The following is an 18,472-nucleotide window of genomic DNA, read 5'->3' as shown; positions in this document are numbered from 1 at the left end:
GCTCTTCCTTGATCTCTTAGAATATACCAGACCGAACCACCCCCGACCCGCCGCCTTCAGGGGGCTCCACGACCCTCGCGAGGAAGCCTCGCTCTGTCTGCATCTTCCTGTAAACTGTTGAGACGAGATCGCACAGGAGCTTCTGGTGAAGATATTGCTGTTAAACATCCGTGCTTCTCAGGGAGGAGCCGGACGAGTCGCGCTGGACCTTCACAAGCGGCTACGGGGGGCTGGCGTCGATAGCCGCCTACTCTATGGATACGGCTCCGGCGTCACCAACGATCCCGCCGTAGCAGGCGACCCCAACATCCAGCGACTGGCAACCAAAGCCACTGTGATGACCAACTATATAAGCCACACCCTGCTCGGATACGACATGGTCACCAGCAGTCCGGCTCTGCTGGAGAGCGCCATCCAAGCAGCCGACATCGTCCACGTTCACGCACCGCATCATTATTATTTGAACTGGAGCCATCTCGTCGATCTCGTCGTCCGCCATCGCAAACCTATCGTACTGACGGCACATGACTGGTGGTTCATTACCGGACGTTGCGGGCTGCTTGCGGGATGCACCGGATGGGAACGTGGATGTGGCGAGTGCGGTCAACTGCGCTTCAACGATCTCAAGACAGTATTCGATATATCGCGTTTGCGCCGGAAGCAAAAACTGGCAGCAATCGCACGTCTTCCTGCCCCGCGCTTCCTCTGTCCAGCGGAACATCTGGCAGGCAACTACCGGTCCGTTCTCCCCAATACGTCGATCCAGGTAGTGCCGAACTCCATCGACGCCGAGTTTGAAGCTGCGCTGGAAGAAGAGACTCTGAATCGGGATACCGTCGCCGCGCGCCGAGGCTTCCTGTTTTCCGCCGCCGACCTGAACTCCGTCGTCAAGGTCGATCACGCCCTCGTGGAGAAGCTCGCGAATCGGCCCGAGATTCCATTGATCCTGGCGGGCCGTAACAATCCATTCCATTACTCCAATGTCGAAGAGTTGGGCGAAGTGCGGGCACGTCAAGAGATGGTCAAAATCCTGCTTCGCGCACGCGCCCTGGTCTTCTGCTCCACATCGGACAATGCACCCCTTACAGTCATCGAGGCGCTGACCGCCGGATGTCATGTGCTGGCATACAACTCCCCGGCAACTGATGAGATTCTCGCCAAGGTAGGCGGACGCACGCTGCCCGACCGGCAGGCTATGGCCGACGTCATCGCCAACGACAAAATCGAAGAACTCTATGGTGGTATGGATTCCATCGAACTCAGCCGCCGCGCACTCGCCATCTTCTCCGGCAAAACCATGGCGGACACCCATATCCAGCTCTATCGCGAGATGCTTCCCACCGCTTCGTAACCCCGAGTAATCCTATGACCCGACACAGAATTACCCAAATGTACGTCCTCGCCAGGAGCGCCCCGCATGGGTAAAGTAGGACTCTCGCTCGTCGTTTTTTTGCTCTATGCCAAGATCCTTATGGTGGGAACCTATGCCGTGACCGTGGGTAGCCTATATGTGCCCATCTTCATCGTTGCCACCTTCATCGCCAACGGAAAGAATTTACGCTATACGCTCGAGCTTGCCTCGATGGCGCTCTACCCTATTCTGGTCTATTTAGCACATGTGGCGTTCAGAAGCACTTATTCGCTCGGAATCACGCGCTTTCTTTCATCTTATGCGCTTTGGCTTGTTTCTGTCGTTGTGATCTGGTGCGCCTTTCAGCGGCGCTCGGTGATTCGCGATATGCGTCCCGATAAAGTATTGTGGATCCTGCTTGCATTGGGCGCTTTGCAATACATAGGTCTTACGTTTCTCGGCACCACCATCGGATACACCTTAATTCAACCTATCTCCATCAATAACTTCTTCGAAGGCTATACCAATGTATTAGCCTCGGATGCAACGCGCGCCGTGGGCTCTTACTACGAGCCCTCCATGTTCGGTCGCGTCACCAGTACGCTCGCCATGATGCTGCTGGTCCGCGATAAGAAGCCTTACACTTTTATTGCCTATACCGCGATGGCCTTCATCTTCAGCAGCTCGTTCAGCATCATCATTCTCGTCGTAACCGCAATGGTCTTTTATGCGGCTGGTATGAAGAAATCGATCGTCGGACTCGGCATCGCGGCTCTTCTGATCATTGCCATCGCATGGCCGCTGCTTGAAAAGCGGCTGGAGGTCGGCGTAGGCGGCGAAAGCGACAACTCGACCCTGGTGCGTACCGTCCTGCCTTTGTTCGTGCTGAAAGGACTGCTGCCGCACTACCCCATGGGCGTCCCGATTGGAGCCAATGCCTCGGTCGTTGGAAATGCTTCTTCGGCAGAGCTCCTGGACTTCCGTGAGGCCAAGATCACCAACGGCGTCTACGAGTTCGTCATGTATTTCGGCTTCATGGCGCTGGTGCCTTTTACGATGGTTGTTCTGTTCATCATTCGATGCTTGCGACGCAGAGATACGTCCATGGCTCTGGCCGGAAGTTATCTTATTCTGGCGACAGGCGCCTCCAGCAGCTTTCTCAGTATCGAATCTTCCCTGCTGATCGCTATCTTCATTGTCTCCATGCGCTTCAAATCGAACAACCCGGCATGGACTCTTTCGAGGCCCTCACGGGTGAAACAGAGCTGGCAGTCACAAACGAACCCTGGCGCCATCGACCTTTCCCTCGCAAACAAGATCTGAGATACGCCTTATCCGTGTTATGGAGCATTCTTCCAAAGACCTTTAGAAAAACCTCAAATAAGGAAGTCCGTTCCGATGATCGATCCAACCCCCACACTTCCCTCCCAGCCGGCGCCCCCCTCCTCATCGTCCCCTTATTTTTCCGTAATCACCGTGGTCTGGAACAACCTGGACGGTCTCAAGCGGACCAGGGAGTCTCTCAGCCGGCAGACATGCGCGGACTGGGAGTGGCTCGTCATCGACGGCGGATCGACCGATGGCTCACCTGAATTCGCGCGAACCTGGGACGACCCGCGCGTAACCGTTGTCAGCGAGCGCGACAAAGGCATCTACGACGCCATGAACAAGGGGCTGGCTCGCGCGACCGGCGAGTATGTCATCTTGCTGAACAGCGGCGACCGCCTTGCGACCACCACTGCCCTCGCCGAGGCGAAAGAAGTCCTCGTCAAAGACAGGCCGGGAATTCTCTTCTGCAGCTCGCTGATGAGCTTCGGCGTGATGCAGGTGAAGCGCAAGGTGAAGGATCCCAGCTATCTCTGGCACGGCCAGCCCGGCCTGCACCAAGCCACCATCTTCGATCGCCGCGAGCATGCGAAGTTTCCTTACGATATGACTTATACGATCTGCGCCGACTACGACGTCGTCACTCGCATGTCGCGTACGCTGAAGTTACAGTCGGCTGATATTCTTTTCAGCGAGAATGAATTTACAGCGGAAGCCACCAGCGGCCGCAATAAAACCAAGCTCATTCTGCAGGCCGCAAGAGCACAACGCCGTAACCTGAAGATGGGTCTTCCTCGCGTGGCCTTCAGCGTTCTGCGGCGCATCGCGAGCTCGATGGCGGCTAAGGTCATCACCGGCGCCGACCGTGTAAAACGCATGAACGAGTAAGTAAATTCTCGGCATACCTGCAAACAATCCCCACGCTTACACAAGGCGATGGGTAGAACAGCTTGCACACGAGGATTTCCATGTTCAAGCTCCGCCTGTCCGCCTTTGCGTCTACCGCGTCCAGCGTAAAAACGTCGACGGCGGCAGTTTTCTCCGTCGCGTTTGCCGCCTGCCTCGCCCTTACCGGTTGCACCCACACCCCGACGCCAACTCCCGTGAGCACCACCGGGTATGCGATAAAGGGTCTGGTGCATGGCGGGCAGCAGCCCGTCAGCGGTGCCACTATCCAGCTTTATGCGGTGGGCGCAACCGGAGACGGCTCCCCGTCGCAGGCGTTGCTGACCAAGACCGTCACCACCAGCGACGGCTCCGGCAACGCGTCCAACAGTAACGCCAACGCCGGAAACCAGCTCAACAGCCTGCCCGTAGGCACGTTCGGCATCACCGGCGACTACACCTGCCCCAGCGCCTCGACCGAGGTCTACCTCGTCAGCACGGGCGGCAATCCCGGTTTCGCCAGCCCCGTCAACAACTCCGACCTGATCCTGCTGGCCGCGCTCGGACCCTGCGGCTCGCTTACGCCGGCTACTTTCATCACGCTCAACGAGGTCACCACCGTCGGCTCGACCGCCGCACTCTATCCTTATATGGCCTCGTATGCGGCCATCGGCTCCGGAACCAGCGATGCAACATCGCTGGCATCAGCCTTCTCGCTGGCCGCCGAGTACGTGAACGTGGCCAGCGGCACAGCTCCCGGCACGACGCTGCCCGCCGGATACTACGCCTCCAGCGTCGAGATCGACACCCTGGCGAACATCCTTGCAGCCTGCATCAATTCGACCGGCGGCGTCGCCAAGGACGGCAGCAACTGCGGCATGTTGCTGCAATACACGACGCCTGCCAATGGCACGGCGCCCACCGAAACCGTCGGCGCCATCCTCAATATCCTCAAGAATCCGACCCTGAACGTCGCCAATCTGTTTAACCTGAGCACCGCCAACGCACCCTTCCAGCCGGCCCTTCCAGCGCCGAATCCCGACTGGACCCTGCCGATCCTCCCCATGCCCGCGACGCCGACCTTCTCGCTCGCGGCCGGAACTTACACCGGCGCCCAGACGGCGACCATCGCCGAGACCACAACCGGCGCGACGGTCTACTACACCACCAATGGCACAACGCCGACGATCTTCTCCTCCGTCTACTCCGGCGGCGCCATCGCCATCGCTGCGTCCGAAACCCTCACGGCCGTCGCCTACCTGAACCGCGCGCCCAGCGCTATCGCCAGCGCGGCGTACACCATCATCACGCCTGTGACCTACCCCGGCGCGGTAACCTTCTCCCCGATGCCCGGCGACTACGCCACGGCCCAAACGGTGACCCTGTCCGCCCCCACCAGCGGAGCCATCTACTACACCACGGACGGCTCGACGCCCACCACCTCGTCCACACGCTACACCGCGCCTATCTCCGTCCCGGCATCCGAGACCATCAGCGCCATCGCAACTGCTACCGGCTACGTCAACAGCTCCATCGTCAGCGGGGGCTACTTCATCAACCAGGGCAGCGGCATCATCTCCACCTACGCGGGCGGAATCGATGGAGACACGGGCGACGGAGCCCAGGCCAGCAATGCAGAGATCTACGGCATAGCCCCAGCGGTCGACGGCAGCGGCAACCTCTATTTCGTCAGCGGCAACATCATTCGGAAGATTACCCCCACAGGCGTCATCTCCACCCTGACAATTCCCGCTGCCCTTAGCAGCCCATCCAACATTGCCTTCGACAAGGGCGGCAACCTCTATATTGCGGATCAGAACGATATCCTCGTTCGCAAGTTCACCACGGCGGGCACCATCTCCACCATCGCGGGTTTTGGCGGCGTGGGCTTCAGCGGAGACGGAGGGCTCGCAACTGCCGCGAAATTCACCACCCCTTTTACCGTCGGCTTAGATAACACAGGCCTTGCCTATATCGCTGATACCGGAAACTACCGGGTTCGCAAGGTCGACGCCTCGGGCATCATCACCACCGTCGTGGGCAATGGCTCGGCGGCCTTCAGCGGAGATGGAGGACCGGCTACCAGCGCCGGGTTAACCCCCAACAGCGTTGCGTTCGACGCAGCCGGCAATATGTACATTGCCGACTCGACCAACTATAGAATCCGCAAGGTCGACACGAACGGCATCATCACCACAATCGCTGGCACGGGTGTTCGAGGCTCTACCGGCGACGGAGGGCCAGCCCTCAGCGCCACTCTCTACGGGCCGACCTACATCAGCTCCGACGCAGCCGGCAACCTCTACTTCATGGACAATCAGCGGGTCCGCAGAATCGACTCGTCCGGCGTCATCACAACCGTCGCCGGAACCGGAGCCGCAGGCTACAACGGCGACTTCATCAGCGCGACGACCGCCCAATTGAATGTTCCCCAGGGAGTAGGCGTTGACAGCACTGGCAATCTTTATATCGCCGACACGGCTAACTATCGAATTCGTAAGGTTACCTACTTCAATCCAAATGCCGCCGCCACCCCCACCTTCTCGGTCGCGGCCGGAACCTACACCTCGGCCCAGGTTATAAGCCTCTCCACCACGACCCCGGGCGCAACGATCCACTACACCACCGACGGCTCCCTTCCGACCGCGACCCTGGCTTATACGACCTCAGCGGTCTATACCGGCCCCATCACTCTCACCACCTCGCAGACCATCAAGGCCATTGCGGTCTTGCCCGGCTACAGCAACAACAGCGCCGTCGCCTCTGCGGCCTATGTCATTCAGATTCCGGTCGCCTCGGCGCCCATCCTCTCGCCCGCGCCCGGCAACTACGCCGCAGGACAGACGGTGACGATCTCCTCCACCACAGGAGCCATCTACTACACCACCGACGGCTCCGCCCCCACCACCTCGTCCACGCTCTACACCGGTCCGATCACCGTCCAGACCTCCGAGACAATCAGCGCCATCTCCTTCCCCTCCGGCTATGCCAGCAGTACGGTCACGGCCGGCGGATACTTCTTAAACCAGGGCGTCGGCGTCATCAACACCATCGCCGGCGATGGTGAGACGGGATACTACGGCGATGGCGTCCCCGCCACCAGCACACCGCTCTCCACTCCAACGGCGACTGCGGTTGACAGCAGCGGCAATCTCTACATTGCTGATTCGGTCAATTACCGCATTCGCAAGGTCACTCCGGCAGGCATCATCTCCACTATCGCCGGCACGGGCGTCTCCGGAAGCACCGGCGAGGGTGGACCGGCCACGCTCGCACAGATCGGATACCCAGGAGGCGTGGTCGTCGATAACAGTGGCAACGTCTATTTCTCGGACGGATCTATTCACAGGATCGCGCCGGACGGTGTTATCTCCACCGTTGTCGCGGGGGCCAGCCAGTCCTTCATATTCGATCAGGCAGGCAATATTTACTTCACCTACCCAGGCCAAGGCCAGTTCAGCGGCATCGGTAGCCGAGTTTACAAGATGGACCACATTACCCATGGGCTCACCCTCATTGCGGGCAATGGCACGGCAGGCTACTCCGGCGATGGACCGGCGATCAGCGCCGAGTTGTCCTATCAGATTGGTGGCATCGCCTTAGACACCAGCGGCAATCTCTACATCGCCGACCCGGCCTACAACCGGATTCTCAAGGTAGATACCACCGGCTATCTGACCACCGCCGTAGGCGCCGGCACGCCTGGTTTAGCGGGGGGATTCGGCGGTGACGGCGGCCCCGCCAGCGCCGCTTTGCTCAACAATCCAAGTGGCATCGCCTTCGATACGGCCGGAAATCTCTATATCGTCGACACCGACAACGATCGCATCCGCAAGGTCACACCTGCTGGCATCATCTCCACCGTCGCCGGAAAAGGCGGCACCCCATCATACGGCGGCGACGGAGGCAGTCCACTGGCCGCTTCGTTCAGCTTTGTTTACTATGCAATAGATACGCTGACGATCGACAGCTTCGGCAATCTCTACCTCGCCGACACCTACAATCAGCGCGTCCGCAAGATCACCTACTCGACCGGGCTCGCCGCCGCCACTCCGGTCTTCTCACCGGCTGCCGGAAGCTACAGCGCCGCTCAGACCGTCTCCATCTCGACCAGCTCTCCCGATACGTCGATCTACTACACGACCGACGGCTCCACGCCCACCACCTCGTCCAATATCTACACCGCGCCCATCACCGTCGCCGCCTCGCAGACCGTCAACGCCATCGCCACCGGCGCCGGTTACACATCGAGCCCCGTCGCCAGCGCCGCCTACACGATCACCGGATCGCTGCCCTACCCCGGCGCGGTCACCTTTTCGCCTGCACCAGGCAACTACTCCATCGCCCAGACGGTCTCCATTACCGCCCCCATCAGCGGCGCCGTCTATTACACGACGGATGGCTCGACGCCTACCACCTCGTCCACGCTCTACACCGGTCCCATTACGGTCTCGACGCCCGAGACGATCAACGCCATTGCCACCGCCACGGGCTATACCAGCAGCTCCGTCGTCAGCGCGGGTTACTTCATCAACCAGGGCATCGGTATCATCTCCACTGTTGCCGGCGATGGAATCTCCGGATACACAGGCGATGGCAGCCAGGCGACCGGCGCGGAGCTCGCCTTCCCCTACACCACCGTCATGGACCGCAGCGGCAACCTGTACATCACCAATGCCGCGGGCTCCTGCAGTTGCGTTCGCAAGGTCACCCCCGCAGGCGTCATCTCCATCATCGCGGGCAGCCCAGGCCATCTTGCCTATGGGGGCGACGGAGGCCCAGCAACCACCGCGTATCTCAACTATCCGGAAGGCCTGGCCATCGACAGCGCCGGCAACCTTTATATAGGAGACAGCTTAAACCTGCGCATTCGCAAGGTCGATACGACAGGCAACATCACCACCGTCGCAGGCACAGGCGCCCAGGGCTCCAGCGGCGACGGCGGACTGGCCACCAGCGCCACCTTGTCCAACCGTCTGTATGTCGCGGTCGATGGCAGCGGAAACCTCTACATCGCCGACATCGGCAACAACAAGATCCGCAAGGTCAACTCCGCAGGCATCATCTCTACCGTCGCCGGCAACGGCACGGCGGGCTTCAGCGGAGACGGCGGACCGGCCACGAGCGCCCAACTGTCCTACCCCTCGGGCGTCGCGGTCGATGGCGCCGGCAATATCTACATCGCGGACGAAAGCAATAACCGCATCCGCAAGGTGAACTCCGCCGGCGTCATCTCCACCGTCGCGGGCACTGGTGTCCAAGGCTTCTCCGGCGACGGATTCGCCGCCACCAGCGCGACCCTGAACCAGCCATTTACCGTGAACGTCGATACGGCCGGCAACTTCTACTTCGCCGACGCCCAGCGCTTCCGCAAGGTCGATCCCTCCGGCATCATCACCACCGTCGCCGGAAACGGTACGGCAGGCTACAACAGCGATGGCATCAATGCGGTCACCGCAGAGTTGAACAACCCTACCGGCATCTTCGCCGATAGCATAGGCAACCTCTACCTCACCGATTGGGCCAACTCGCGCGTCCGCAAGGTAACCTACTCCAACGCATATGCCGCAACGCCGACCTTCTCCGTCGCCTCCGGAATCTACACCTCGGTCCAGGTCGTCGCCATCACCACCGCGACAACGGGCGCGTCGATTTACTACACCACCGACGGCACGACGCCGACAACGACGTCTTCTCTGTACAGCGCTCCCGTCACGGTCCGTACATCCGAGACCCTGAAGGCAATCGCCGTCCAAACCAGTCTGCTGAACAACAGCTCAGTCGCCATCGCGAACTACGTCATCTCGCTCCCGCAGGTCGCCAGCACACCCACCTTCTCGCCCGCGCCGGGCAACTATGCTGCGGGACAGACGGTCACCCTTACCTCCAGCAGCGGCGGCCCCATCTACTACACCACCGACGGCTCGACCCCCACCACCTCATCCACGCTCTACACTGGCGCCATCACAGTTGCGGCCTCCGAGACGATCAACGCCTTTGCCGCGCCTACCGGCTATGTCGCCAGCTCCGTTGCGAGCGGCGGCTACTACATCAACCAGGGCATCGGCATCATCACCACCATCGCAGGCACTGGAACCTCGGGCTATAACGGCGACGGCATCGCCGCCACCAGCGCCCAGCTTTATTCCCCGTATGCGGTGGCCGTAGACAACAGCGGCAACGTCTATATCGACGACTGGAACAACTACCGCATCCGTAAAGTCACGCCGGCAGGCGTCATCTCCACCTTCGCCGGCACAGGCGTCTCCGGATTCAGCGGAGACGGCGGAGCGGCCAGCGCCGCGCAGATTGGCGCTGCTTTAGGCGTTGCCGTCGATAGCAGCGGCAACGTGTATATCGCGGACAGCACCAACAACCGCGTTCGCAAGGTCACCCCCGCAGGCATCATCTCCACCATCGCAGGCAACGGAACCCGAGGCTTCACCGGCGACGGTGGCGCAGCGACCAGCGCCGAGCTAGCATACCCTCAGGCCCTCGCGTTCGACAGCAATGGCAACCTCTATATCGCCGACGCAGGCACCTACCGGGTCCGCAAGATCGACACCTCCGGCATCATCTCCACCATCGCGGGCAACGGCACAACGGGCTTCAGCGGAGATGGAGCCATCGGAACCAGCGCCTCGCTGGCCAACGTCGGAGGCATCGCGGCAGACGCCAGCGGCAACGTCTACATCGCCGACATCGGCAATAACCGCATTCGCAAGGTCAACGCCGCTGGCATCATCTCCACCTTCGCCGGCACCGGCACGAAGAGCTTCTCCGGCGATGGAGCCGCCGCCGCCAGTGCAACCCTCAATCTTCCGAATGGCATCTTCGCCGACACCGCCGGCAATCTCTACATCGTCGATAGCGGCAACGAGCGTATCCGTAAGGTAACTACGGGCGGCATCATCTCCACGGTTGCAGGAAACGGCGGCTCGGGCTACAGCGGAGACGGAGTCAACGCGACCACCGCGTCTCTTTACTTCTCCACCCTGAACCCCACCGGGATGTGGGTCGACAAGACTGGCAATCTTTACCTCGCCGACACCTACAATCAGCGCGTCCGTAAGGTGAGCTACTCGAACGCCTTCACCGCCTCCGCGCCGATCTTCTCGCTCGCCTCCGGAAGTTACACCTCCACGCAGTATCTTTCCCTCTCGACCAGCTCGCCCGGCGTGCCGATCTACTACACCATCGACGGCTCCACGCCGACCGCGGCGTCTACCCTCTACACCGCACCCATCGCCATCTCTGCCTCGCAGACCGTCAAGGCCTTCGCCTCGGGCGGCGGCTATGCCGCAAGCTCTGTCAGCAGCGCCGCTTATAGCGTCACCCTTCTACCAGCCGCCGCAACCCCGACCTTCTCGCCTGCAGCCGGAACCTTCACCGCGGCCCAGACGGTGACGATCTCGACCACCTCGGGAACCCCCATCTACTACACCACCGATGGGTCCAATCCCACCTCTGCCTCCACCCTCTACACCGGGCCAGTCACCGTCTCGAGCTCCGAGACCATCAACGCCATCACGCTCTCTGCAAGCTACACCGCCAGCCTGACCGCAACCGCCGGGTACTACATCAACCCCGCCGCCGGGATCATCAACACCGTCATCGGCAACGGCGCCGCCACCTATGGCGGAGACGGTGGCCCCGGCATCAACGCCTCGGTCAACAATCCGACCGGAGTCGCCATGGATGGCAGCGGCAATCTCTACATCGCCGACACGGCGAACAATCGCATCCGCATGGTCACCCCGGCGGGCATCATCACCACCGTGGCGGGCAACGGCTCAACGGGCTATTACGGCGATGGCGGCCAGGCGACGGCGGCATGGCTCAACGCGCCAAGATCGGTCGCGGTCGATCTCACCGGCAACATCTTCATCGCCGACACGGGTAACAACGTCATCCGCAGGATCTCACCCAATGGCATCATCGTCACCGTCGCAGGCACGGGCATATCGGGCTTCAGCGGCGACGGCGGCCAGGGGACCAGCGCGATGCTGGCCAACCCCGTTGGCCTCGCGGTCGACAGAGCCGGCAACCTCTACATCGCCGACTACACCAACAACCGTATCCGCAGGCTGTCCCCGGGCGGCGTCATCAACACCGTCGTCGGCGGCGGCTCGAATGACTGGGGTTACGGCGGCCTCGCAACCAACATGGCATTCAACAAAATCTTCTCCGTGGCAATCGATGCCTCTGGAAACCTGTACGTCGGCGACGAGCGTTGCCACGTAGCGGAGGTGAATCCGGCGGGTATCGTCACAATGCTGGCTGGCTCACCCTCTTACTACACCGTCTATCCATGCTATTTCTCCGGAGACGGAGGCAGCGCCACCGGTGCGTCAGCAACCATCTATCAGCCCTACGGCCTTGCCGTCGACAGTGCGGGCAACGTCTATATAGCCACCGGCGACGATCGGATTCGCGTCGTCTCGCAGGCAGGAATCATTAACACCATCATCGGCAACGGCGTATTGGGCTTCACCGGCGATGGCGGCCTGGCGTCGGCCGGGCAGGTCAACTTCAACTACTACGTGTCCACCGGCATCGTGACCGACAGCAAGGGCAACATCTACTTCTCGGACTCCGGCAACCAGCGGATTCGCAAGATCACTCACTAAGTTGGTGAGCCGTTCGTTGGCAGCAATCCGCCCACCTGAGCGAAGCCGAAGATTCGCGCTTCGGTCAGGTGGGCAACGATTTACCCTGCGGCGTCCGATACTTTAGAGCGGGTTCGTGGCAGGCGCTCAGACAACGAAGTAATCGCTAGTCCTTGCCCAGCCCCGCCAGGCGAAGCTTCGGGAAGTACGTCAACTGAACCACCGCCGTCGTATTGTTCCGCGCGCCGGGAAGATACAGAGGCGCCTTGAAGCGCTCCTGCTGTACCCAGGCGTTCAGCTCGAGATCCTTCTTGAACCGCTTCACCACACTCAGTTTGAACTGGTTCTGCGTCGTTCCGCCCTCGGTGAAGTCGTGCGCATTCTTCTTGTGCACATACTCCAACTGGACCAGCTCGTTGCCCGAGAGATGGTAGGTCAGCCAGCTCTGTTCGCCGACCGCCTGGCGACCGAGCCAGTCGCCCATGATAAATCCCTTGTTCGTGTAACCCTGCGGCTGGAAGCCTTCGAAGTAGGTGAAGTGGCCGAGGTTGCTGCGGGTTGTCGGCTGGTTCGAATCCAGACCTTCGACCCGCAACTCCATCTTCCTCGCACCCGGAATCTGCGAGATGACGAATCCCGGCCGGTAAGCCGCGCGGCGTGGTGCGCTGATGGGCGTCACGTCGTCATGGCACTCGGAGTCGGCGTACAGGGTGACGTACTTGCTGATAAACGGCAGCCGCCAGGAGAAGCTGAAATCGCTGAAGCGGGCGCCGGGATCCTGTCCAATCAGCTTCACGCCGGGGTCGTCTTCCACGTCGGAGAGCGAAAAGAAGCTTCGCAGGAAGGTATGCAGGGTCACCGGCGTATGGCCTTCCCCGCCGAAGATCACCGTACGTTCGAACGCAAACTCGAAGTTCTTGGTTGGCCGGAAGGAGAACGCCTCCTCGTGAACATACGGGCTGTTCGGCGCGGTGTGTCCCTTCAGGCTTCCGTACATGAAGTTGTATCGAACCGGGCCGAGCACGCGGGAGAGTAGCGGGATGTACAACGGCTCCACGCGATCGATGCGGAAGGAGTAGATGTTCTCCGCATTGTTGCTCCATGCGAGCGATCCGCCCTGACCGGGGCCAAGCCATGAATCGGTCTTGCCGCCCGAAATCTCGTGATTGAGGAAGTGAAAGGAGAGCACCGCCTCCACCAGCCGGAAGGGATTTTGCGCGGCGATCGGGCCGGCGGGAATGGTGGCCTGCGGCGCGTTGGGCGCGATATACGGCAGACCGATATCCAATATGGAGAGTGTGTTCGCCAGTTCGGGCGAGTATCCCGTACCGGAGGGCGAATGCTGATACTCGCCGCGGATGTAAAGCGAGAAGCGTCCCTTTTCTTCTGTCGTCGAGACGCCATCGATGGTGTTGAATCCCGGCTGATACGGTCTGCCGTAGTCGTTGACGATCGTCTGGCCCAGGTTGTAGCTGTCGCGCAGCGACGGGCCGGCGATGCCCATCATCCGCGTGTACATGGAGTCCACGCCATAGATCGTTCCGCCAGAATGGGCGTTTACGGTCTCCTCGTCGGTCAGCTCGCGGAGCACGACGGCGAGAATTTCCTTCGCCTCTTCGTTCGAGCCGCTCATGATGTTGTCCTGCGTCTCCTGCAACATGTGCAGCAGGCTGAGACGCGTCCACGGCCGCATGCTTAGATACATCGAGTCGACATAGCCCATCGAATACAGCCGCGTCATCTCGGGGTAGATCCAGCTATCGTCGGGGAGATAGACCGAGCTGCGGTTGCCCGCGAACTTGAAGCCCTGACGCTTCTTGAACAGGCCTTCATGCCAGGACGCGGCGCGAAACGCCTCCGATGTCTCGACTGCCCTGGCAGCCGGCTCCGTATCGGAGGATGTGAGATGAAGGCTTTCAGGCGTCGAGAAATTGTTCAAAGCGAGATGGAGCTGCGGCTCCGGGCCTGCAGGGAGCGTCTGTGCATGGACAACGCCACTCGAAGCGCACAGGACGAAAAGAGCTAGGACAGGAACGTTACGCTTCATTACGATCTCCCTTGCGACACAACCGTCACCGCTCCAAACGATATGCCGCATCCCGTCTTGCGCGAACTCCGACGACCCGTGGCGGCCATTTGGGTTTTACTGTTCTGCATCTGGGTAAGGAACAATCCAGCTCCATTTCGAGCATTCCCGTGTCAAACTTACATGCCTGGGTAGAAACCTCGATGCGACGGTTCGCAGCGGAATGCCTCAACGGAAAGCAGTTCGTTCTGGCGGCTAGACGTGTCAGGACTTAATGGTAGCACTTCCGTTCCCCGTCCCGGCTTTACAGTACAGGTTCGGCGCGGCCCCGAAGGCTCGATGTGTATCCGGCTGAAAACGCTGCGTTTCTGTCCGATACTTACGCGTTCGCGCATCTATCGACGGGCTTTCGCAGTTCCGCCGCTCTACTGGTTGGTTGCTGCCGCGAAAGTCGATGGAAGCGTCGGACATGTATCGCTATCTGAACGCGCCGTGAGGCTATAGCTATCCGGGAATTGTGGCTTACCTGCACCATCCGCCGATTGGAAGTCATAAGTTTCTGGCGTCGAGAGACGAGGGGTATCTAGCTTTGGAGGCTCAAGAGGTTGTTCCGATTGAGCCCTGCTCTGCTGATGGGCACGTTGAGGTTGAGGCTCCATTCCCGTCCCGCACTGTGCTTCTTCTTGAAGGCGGACTTGCGCGCTCCGGCTCCGCGTCCTCGATTCTCAGGAGGAGGTGGGTCGGGGATGGAAGCCGGCTCCGGCACAGCAGTAGGAGGAGGCAACGGTCTCGGCTCGGCCATCCACTCCAGAAGCGTCGCGACCGAGCCTCCTTTTCTGAGCAGATTTGCCAGAACGCGACGCGGCGCATCGGTAAAGAATCCGTTCTCGAACTGCTTCTCGGGGAGCATGGCGGCAGCGATGGCGTCCTCAACGCCGCGCCCGTCGAGCTCCGTCTGCAGGTTCCAGAACGGACAGCGAACGTCGCGCCAAAGATCACGACCCGCTTTATGTTGTTCCAAAACCGAACTCACCCTCCGAAGATGCGCATACGCGCAGCTATACCTTAGGGCTTGATCGTCTCATTTCCTGCCTCAATACGAGGTTTACAGGTTCCACGACGCGAGCTGACGCAAGCGATTCTCCGCGTTGATCCGTTCTCTGTCCGAGCGATCCGGGTCTCCCGCGATCGTCTCGTAGCGCTCTCGCTCGTTCAGCAGCCAGGTCGAAAGCTCCGCCTGTTCCTGCTGCTTCCGCTGCTGCTCCTCCGCCGCGAGCATTGCCTGACGCCCCATGCGCTCGCGAAAGCCGAGAAAGGTGGCGCCTACGAATGACTGGGGCACGGTCGCAAGGATCAGGCCAATCGGGTTGGCGATATTCCGGTTCTGTCGCGCCAGCTCAAGCTTCTCACGGACAAAGAAGGATATCTCCTCCCCCGTCGCATCGGGACGGATGCGGCGACAGTCGCGAATCAGCTGCTCGGCCGCCGGCTGATCGACAGGCCAGTACCGATTGAGCGCCTGCGAAACGATCTCGACGTCCATGCTTTCGGAGCTCTCCTGCGGCGCTGCCTGCCGAAGGGCTGGATGAAGCGGAGCCAGTGCGTTGGGAGGCTGCGGAGCGCGGCGCTTCTTCGGAGCAGCAGGACGTATATACGTTTCATCCCCTGGGGATGAAACGTAGGCAGGGGATGAAACAACCTCTTCTCCATCCGCCGTGCAGAACACTACCCCCTTATTGCGCAGCACGTAGTCCAGCCCAGCCGCACGCCTGCGCTCCAGAATCTGCTTATACGAGTAGACCCGGTAGAGCCGGGCTTGCGAACTCATGGTCTCGAAGTCTTCGAGAATCTCGATCGCTAGCTTCTCGAAGAGCCGGGAGATGTTCTGGCGCACATTCTTCTTCGCCATATTGACCTTGCAGCCGATGTCTGCCGCACCGATCCGGATCGTGCGGGCACAGTTCGGGTCGTTGTTCTCAGGCCGTCCGGCGCGCCACATCACCTGGTATATCGCCTCCTCGCCGAGCGAGTGGCCATCCTGAGCCAGCACACAACGCCTTACCTTGGAACGGCCACGCCCAGGGGTCAAACCATCTCGAACCTGCGGTGCGAGGTCGGCGGCAAGAGGCTCATCAGAGCCTATATACGTTTCATACCCAGGGGATGAAAGCACCCCTGGGTACAATTCCACCCCTGCGCGCGATACGGGCTCTGCCAGATCGTGCGGAGCAGTCGATGTCGTTAGCTTCCTGACCGTAATAGGAGTGACTGCACTGGACGAACGGATCTGACGGGATGCAGAACGATCAACTGATGTTTCATCCCCTGGGGATGTTTCATCTCTAGGGGATGAAACATGCTTGCCCATAAAGTGCGGGCCAAAGCTATGGAAGGTTCCGTTGCGGACATCCTCTGCGCTCACATCCAGAAACGAAGTCATCCCCTTCAGGGCCGGAGCCTGTGCGGCCTCGGTCCAGTTCAGGGGTTCGATCTTCTGTCTGCGTGAGCTACGCGGCAGCTGTGACATTCAAATCTTCCTTGAGCAGCTTCTCCAACTCATCCGCCACCTGGTGGTAGTCTTCGGCTGCCTTGCATTTGGGGTCGTAGTCGACGATGAACTGCGCCGCACGAGCGGCTTTGGTCACGCTCTGGTCCGTACGGATCGGGTGCAGCATCGGAATCTTCGTTCCCTGCGACAGACCTTCGAGGCCTTCAAGAACCGTCGTCGTCATGGCTAGGCGCCGGTCAACCATCACTGGCAGTAGCCCGACCGTGCGGATGTTTGCCTTCAGCAGCTGGTTGAGCGACTTCGAGGCTTCGATCGAGGCCATCGCACCCTGGAACGAGAGCGTGTCCATGCCAATGGGGATGAGCACCCGCTCCGCGTACACCATGGCGCAGGTCTGCAGCAGCGTGATCGACGGGCTGACGTCGATCAGGACCACGTCGTAGTCCTTCTCGACCTGCGAAAAGAGCTGACTGAAGGCGTGCTCGCGCGCGACGTTTCCCATCAGGATCGTCTCGACCTTGGTCGTCTCACGATTGGAGCAGAGGACATGGAGCTGCGGACTGATCTTCACGATGCAGTCGTCGAAACGGAGCTTCTCGATGACGAAGTTGTACAGGCCATACTCGGGCTTGAGTCCGAGCACGCTGCTGATCGATCCCTGAGGGTCCGTGTCGATCACCAGGACGCGCTTGCCGCGGTCGGCGAACTCCCGGGCAAGGGTAGTGGTGGTCGTGGTCTTCGAGACGCCGCCACGCTGGTTGGAGATGACGAGACGAATCATGCTTTTTCCCTCATTAGCTGCTGCTGAATGGCGTTTACTTCCTCCGGCCGCCATTGCCGGTAATTGTTTTCTGGATCGCGCGCGGGCTCTAAAACCTTTCCTGCCGCGAGCTTACGCATGAGAGTACGGTGAGAGATTCCCAGGACCGACGCTACCTCTGCCGATCGCAGCCAGATGGACACATTTCGCGGGGATGGTTTTCTCATGAAGGTAACCCTACTGGATAATATCGGCAGCGACAAGGGTAAAAGTACACAACCCATGACAGAAATCGACAAGGCCTTCCAATATGGATTTTTTGGATTCGGAGCATCTCGGACAGAACCAAGGTCAAACGTCGCCGTCGCTCGTTTCTTTCCGATTGTCATTAAAAACACTTCCCTAAGATATTGCTTAAGCTGTGTGGATGAAACGACCCCTGGGGGTGGGGATGTTTCATCCACAGGGGAGGGTATGAAGGGTGCTCTATCCTACGTACGAAACGTGGACAGGGCTCCATGGTTGAAACGTACCCAGGGGGTGAAACATACCCTGGGTACGGCAAAAAGAATCGACGCCCTTCTATTATGGTTGCGGAGAAAAGCAACGTAGAAAGCCCCCCGCTGGCGGAGGGGCTGATGGGCAGGGTCGTTCTAAACGTTCAGAAGCTCCACATACCGCCGTCCATCTGGCGGCCCAGCTGGGTGAGCTCATACGGACCTGGTGAGGATCTGACGTCGGGTCAGATTAACGCCGGCCAGTATATTGGCCATGACGGGCATGTCGAAGTTGGCGCGGCGCCATACGCCGTCGAGCGCCTGGTGCTGGACGTTGCTGGAGCTCGCATTGATCTGCGCGAAGATACGGCGGTGCAGATCGGTGTCGTACTGCACCTCGACGCCAGTGACCTTGCCACGTCCGGCGCTGACCATGGGCATGTAGAGGATGGGCTGGCCGAAGGGGTCGATCATGTCCGTCCTGAGCGCTGCGCTCAAGAGGTTCATCG

General features: G+C 60.3%; 9 protein-coding genes. 4 read left to right on the top strand and 5 right to left on the bottom strand.

Going from position 1 to position 18,472, the window contains the following annotated elements:
* The first annotated feature begins 145 nt into the window (after positions 1-145).
* The 4 genes from CHB87_RS21145 to CHB87_RS21130 all read left to right on the top strand — a co-directional run bounded on the left by CHB87_RS21145 (position 146) and on the right by CHB87_RS21130 (position 12,192).
* Positions 146-1,351 (top strand): glycosyltransferase, encoded by a 1,206-nt coding sequence (locus tag CHB87_RS21145; protein WP_142988472.1) that lies wholly within the window; start codon positions 146-148, stop codon positions 1,349-1,351.
* Positions 1,352-1,417: 66 nt separating this feature from the next.
* Positions 1,418-2,674 (top strand): hypothetical protein, encoded by a 1,257-nt coding sequence (locus CHB87_RS21140; protein WP_089410447.1) that lies wholly within the window; start codon positions 1,418-1,420, stop codon positions 2,672-2,674.
* A gap of 153 nt (positions 2,675-2,827) precedes the next feature.
* On the top strand, positions 2,828-3,565 hold the full coding sequence (locus CHB87_RS21135) for a glycosyltransferase (RefSeq protein WP_176441910.1): 738 nt from the start codon (positions 2,828-2,830) through the stop codon (positions 3,563-3,565).
* Between the two features lie 80 nt (positions 3,566-3,645).
* Positions 3,646-12,192: an NHL domain-containing protein gene (locus CHB87_RS21130; protein WP_089410445.1), complete on the top strand. Its 8,547-nt coding sequence runs from the start codon at positions 3,646-3,648 to the stop codon at positions 12,190-12,192.
* Between the two features lie 145 nt (positions 12,193-12,337).
* Here CHB87_RS21130 and CHB87_RS21125 read toward each other — a convergent pair whose 3' ends face one another.
* From CHB87_RS21125 to CHB87_RS21105, 5 genes are all read right to left on the bottom strand, one after another.
* Positions 12,338-14,110 (bottom strand): capsule assembly Wzi family protein, encoded by a 1,773-nt coding sequence (locus tag CHB87_RS21125; protein ID WP_245818161.1) that lies wholly within the window; start codon positions 14,108-14,110, stop codon positions 12,338-12,340.
* Between the two features lie 670 nt (positions 14,111-14,780).
* Positions 14,781-15,218, bottom strand: a complete 438-nt coding sequence (locus tag CHB87_RS21120) for a hypothetical protein (RefSeq protein WP_089410443.1) — start codon at positions 15,216-15,218, stop codon at positions 14,781-14,783.
* An 84-nt stretch (positions 15,219-15,302) separates the two neighbouring features.
* A complete protein-coding gene (locus tag CHB87_RS21115) occupies positions 15,303-16,724 on the bottom strand; it encodes a hypothetical protein (protein ID WP_142988471.1) in 1,422 nt (473 codons plus the stop codon).
* A complete protein-coding gene (locus CHB87_RS21110; RefSeq protein WP_176441909.1) occupies positions 16,705-17,487 on the bottom strand; it encodes a ParA family protein in 783 nt (260 codons plus the stop codon). The genes CHB87_RS21115 and CHB87_RS21110 overlap by 20 nt, the downstream gene beginning before the upstream one ends.
* Positions 17,488-18,176: 689 nt before the next feature.
* On the bottom strand, positions 18,177-18,470 hold the full coding sequence (locus CHB87_RS21105) for a hypothetical protein (RefSeq protein WP_089410440.1): 294 nt from the start codon (positions 18,468-18,470) through the stop codon (positions 18,177-18,179).
* Between the last annotated feature and the right edge of the window lie 2 nt (positions 18,471-18,472).

It is taken from the genome of Granulicella rosea, from assembly GCF_900188085.1.
In the GTDB taxonomy this organism is placed as follows: Bacteria; Acidobacteriota; Terriglobia; order Terriglobales; family Acidobacteriaceae; genus Edaphobacter; species Edaphobacter rosea.
The sequence above is the reverse complement of the archived record's forward strand: the minus strand, read 5'-3'. Positions and strand labels throughout refer to the sequence as shown.

Coding starts and splice junctions, on each gene's coding strand:
- CHB87_RS21130 (WP_089410445.1), top strand. CDS start 3,646: ATGTTCAAGCTCCGCCTGTCCGCCTTTGCGTCTACCGCGTCCAGCGTA.
- CHB87_RS21110 (WP_176441909.1), bottom strand. CDS start 17,487: ATGATTCGTCTCGTCATCTCCAACCAGCGTGGCGGCGTCTCGAAGACC.
- CHB87_RS21115 (WP_142988471.1), bottom strand. CDS start 16,724: ATGTCACAGCTGCCGCGTAGCTCACGCAGACAGAAGATCGAACCCCTG.
- CHB87_RS21105 (WP_089410440.1), bottom strand. CDS start 18,470: ATGAACCTCTTGAGCGCAGCGCTCAGGACGGACATGATCGACCCCTTC.
- CHB87_RS21140 (WP_089410447.1), top strand. CDS start 1,418: ATGGGTAAAGTAGGACTCTCGCTCGTCGTTTTTTTGCTCTATGCCAAG.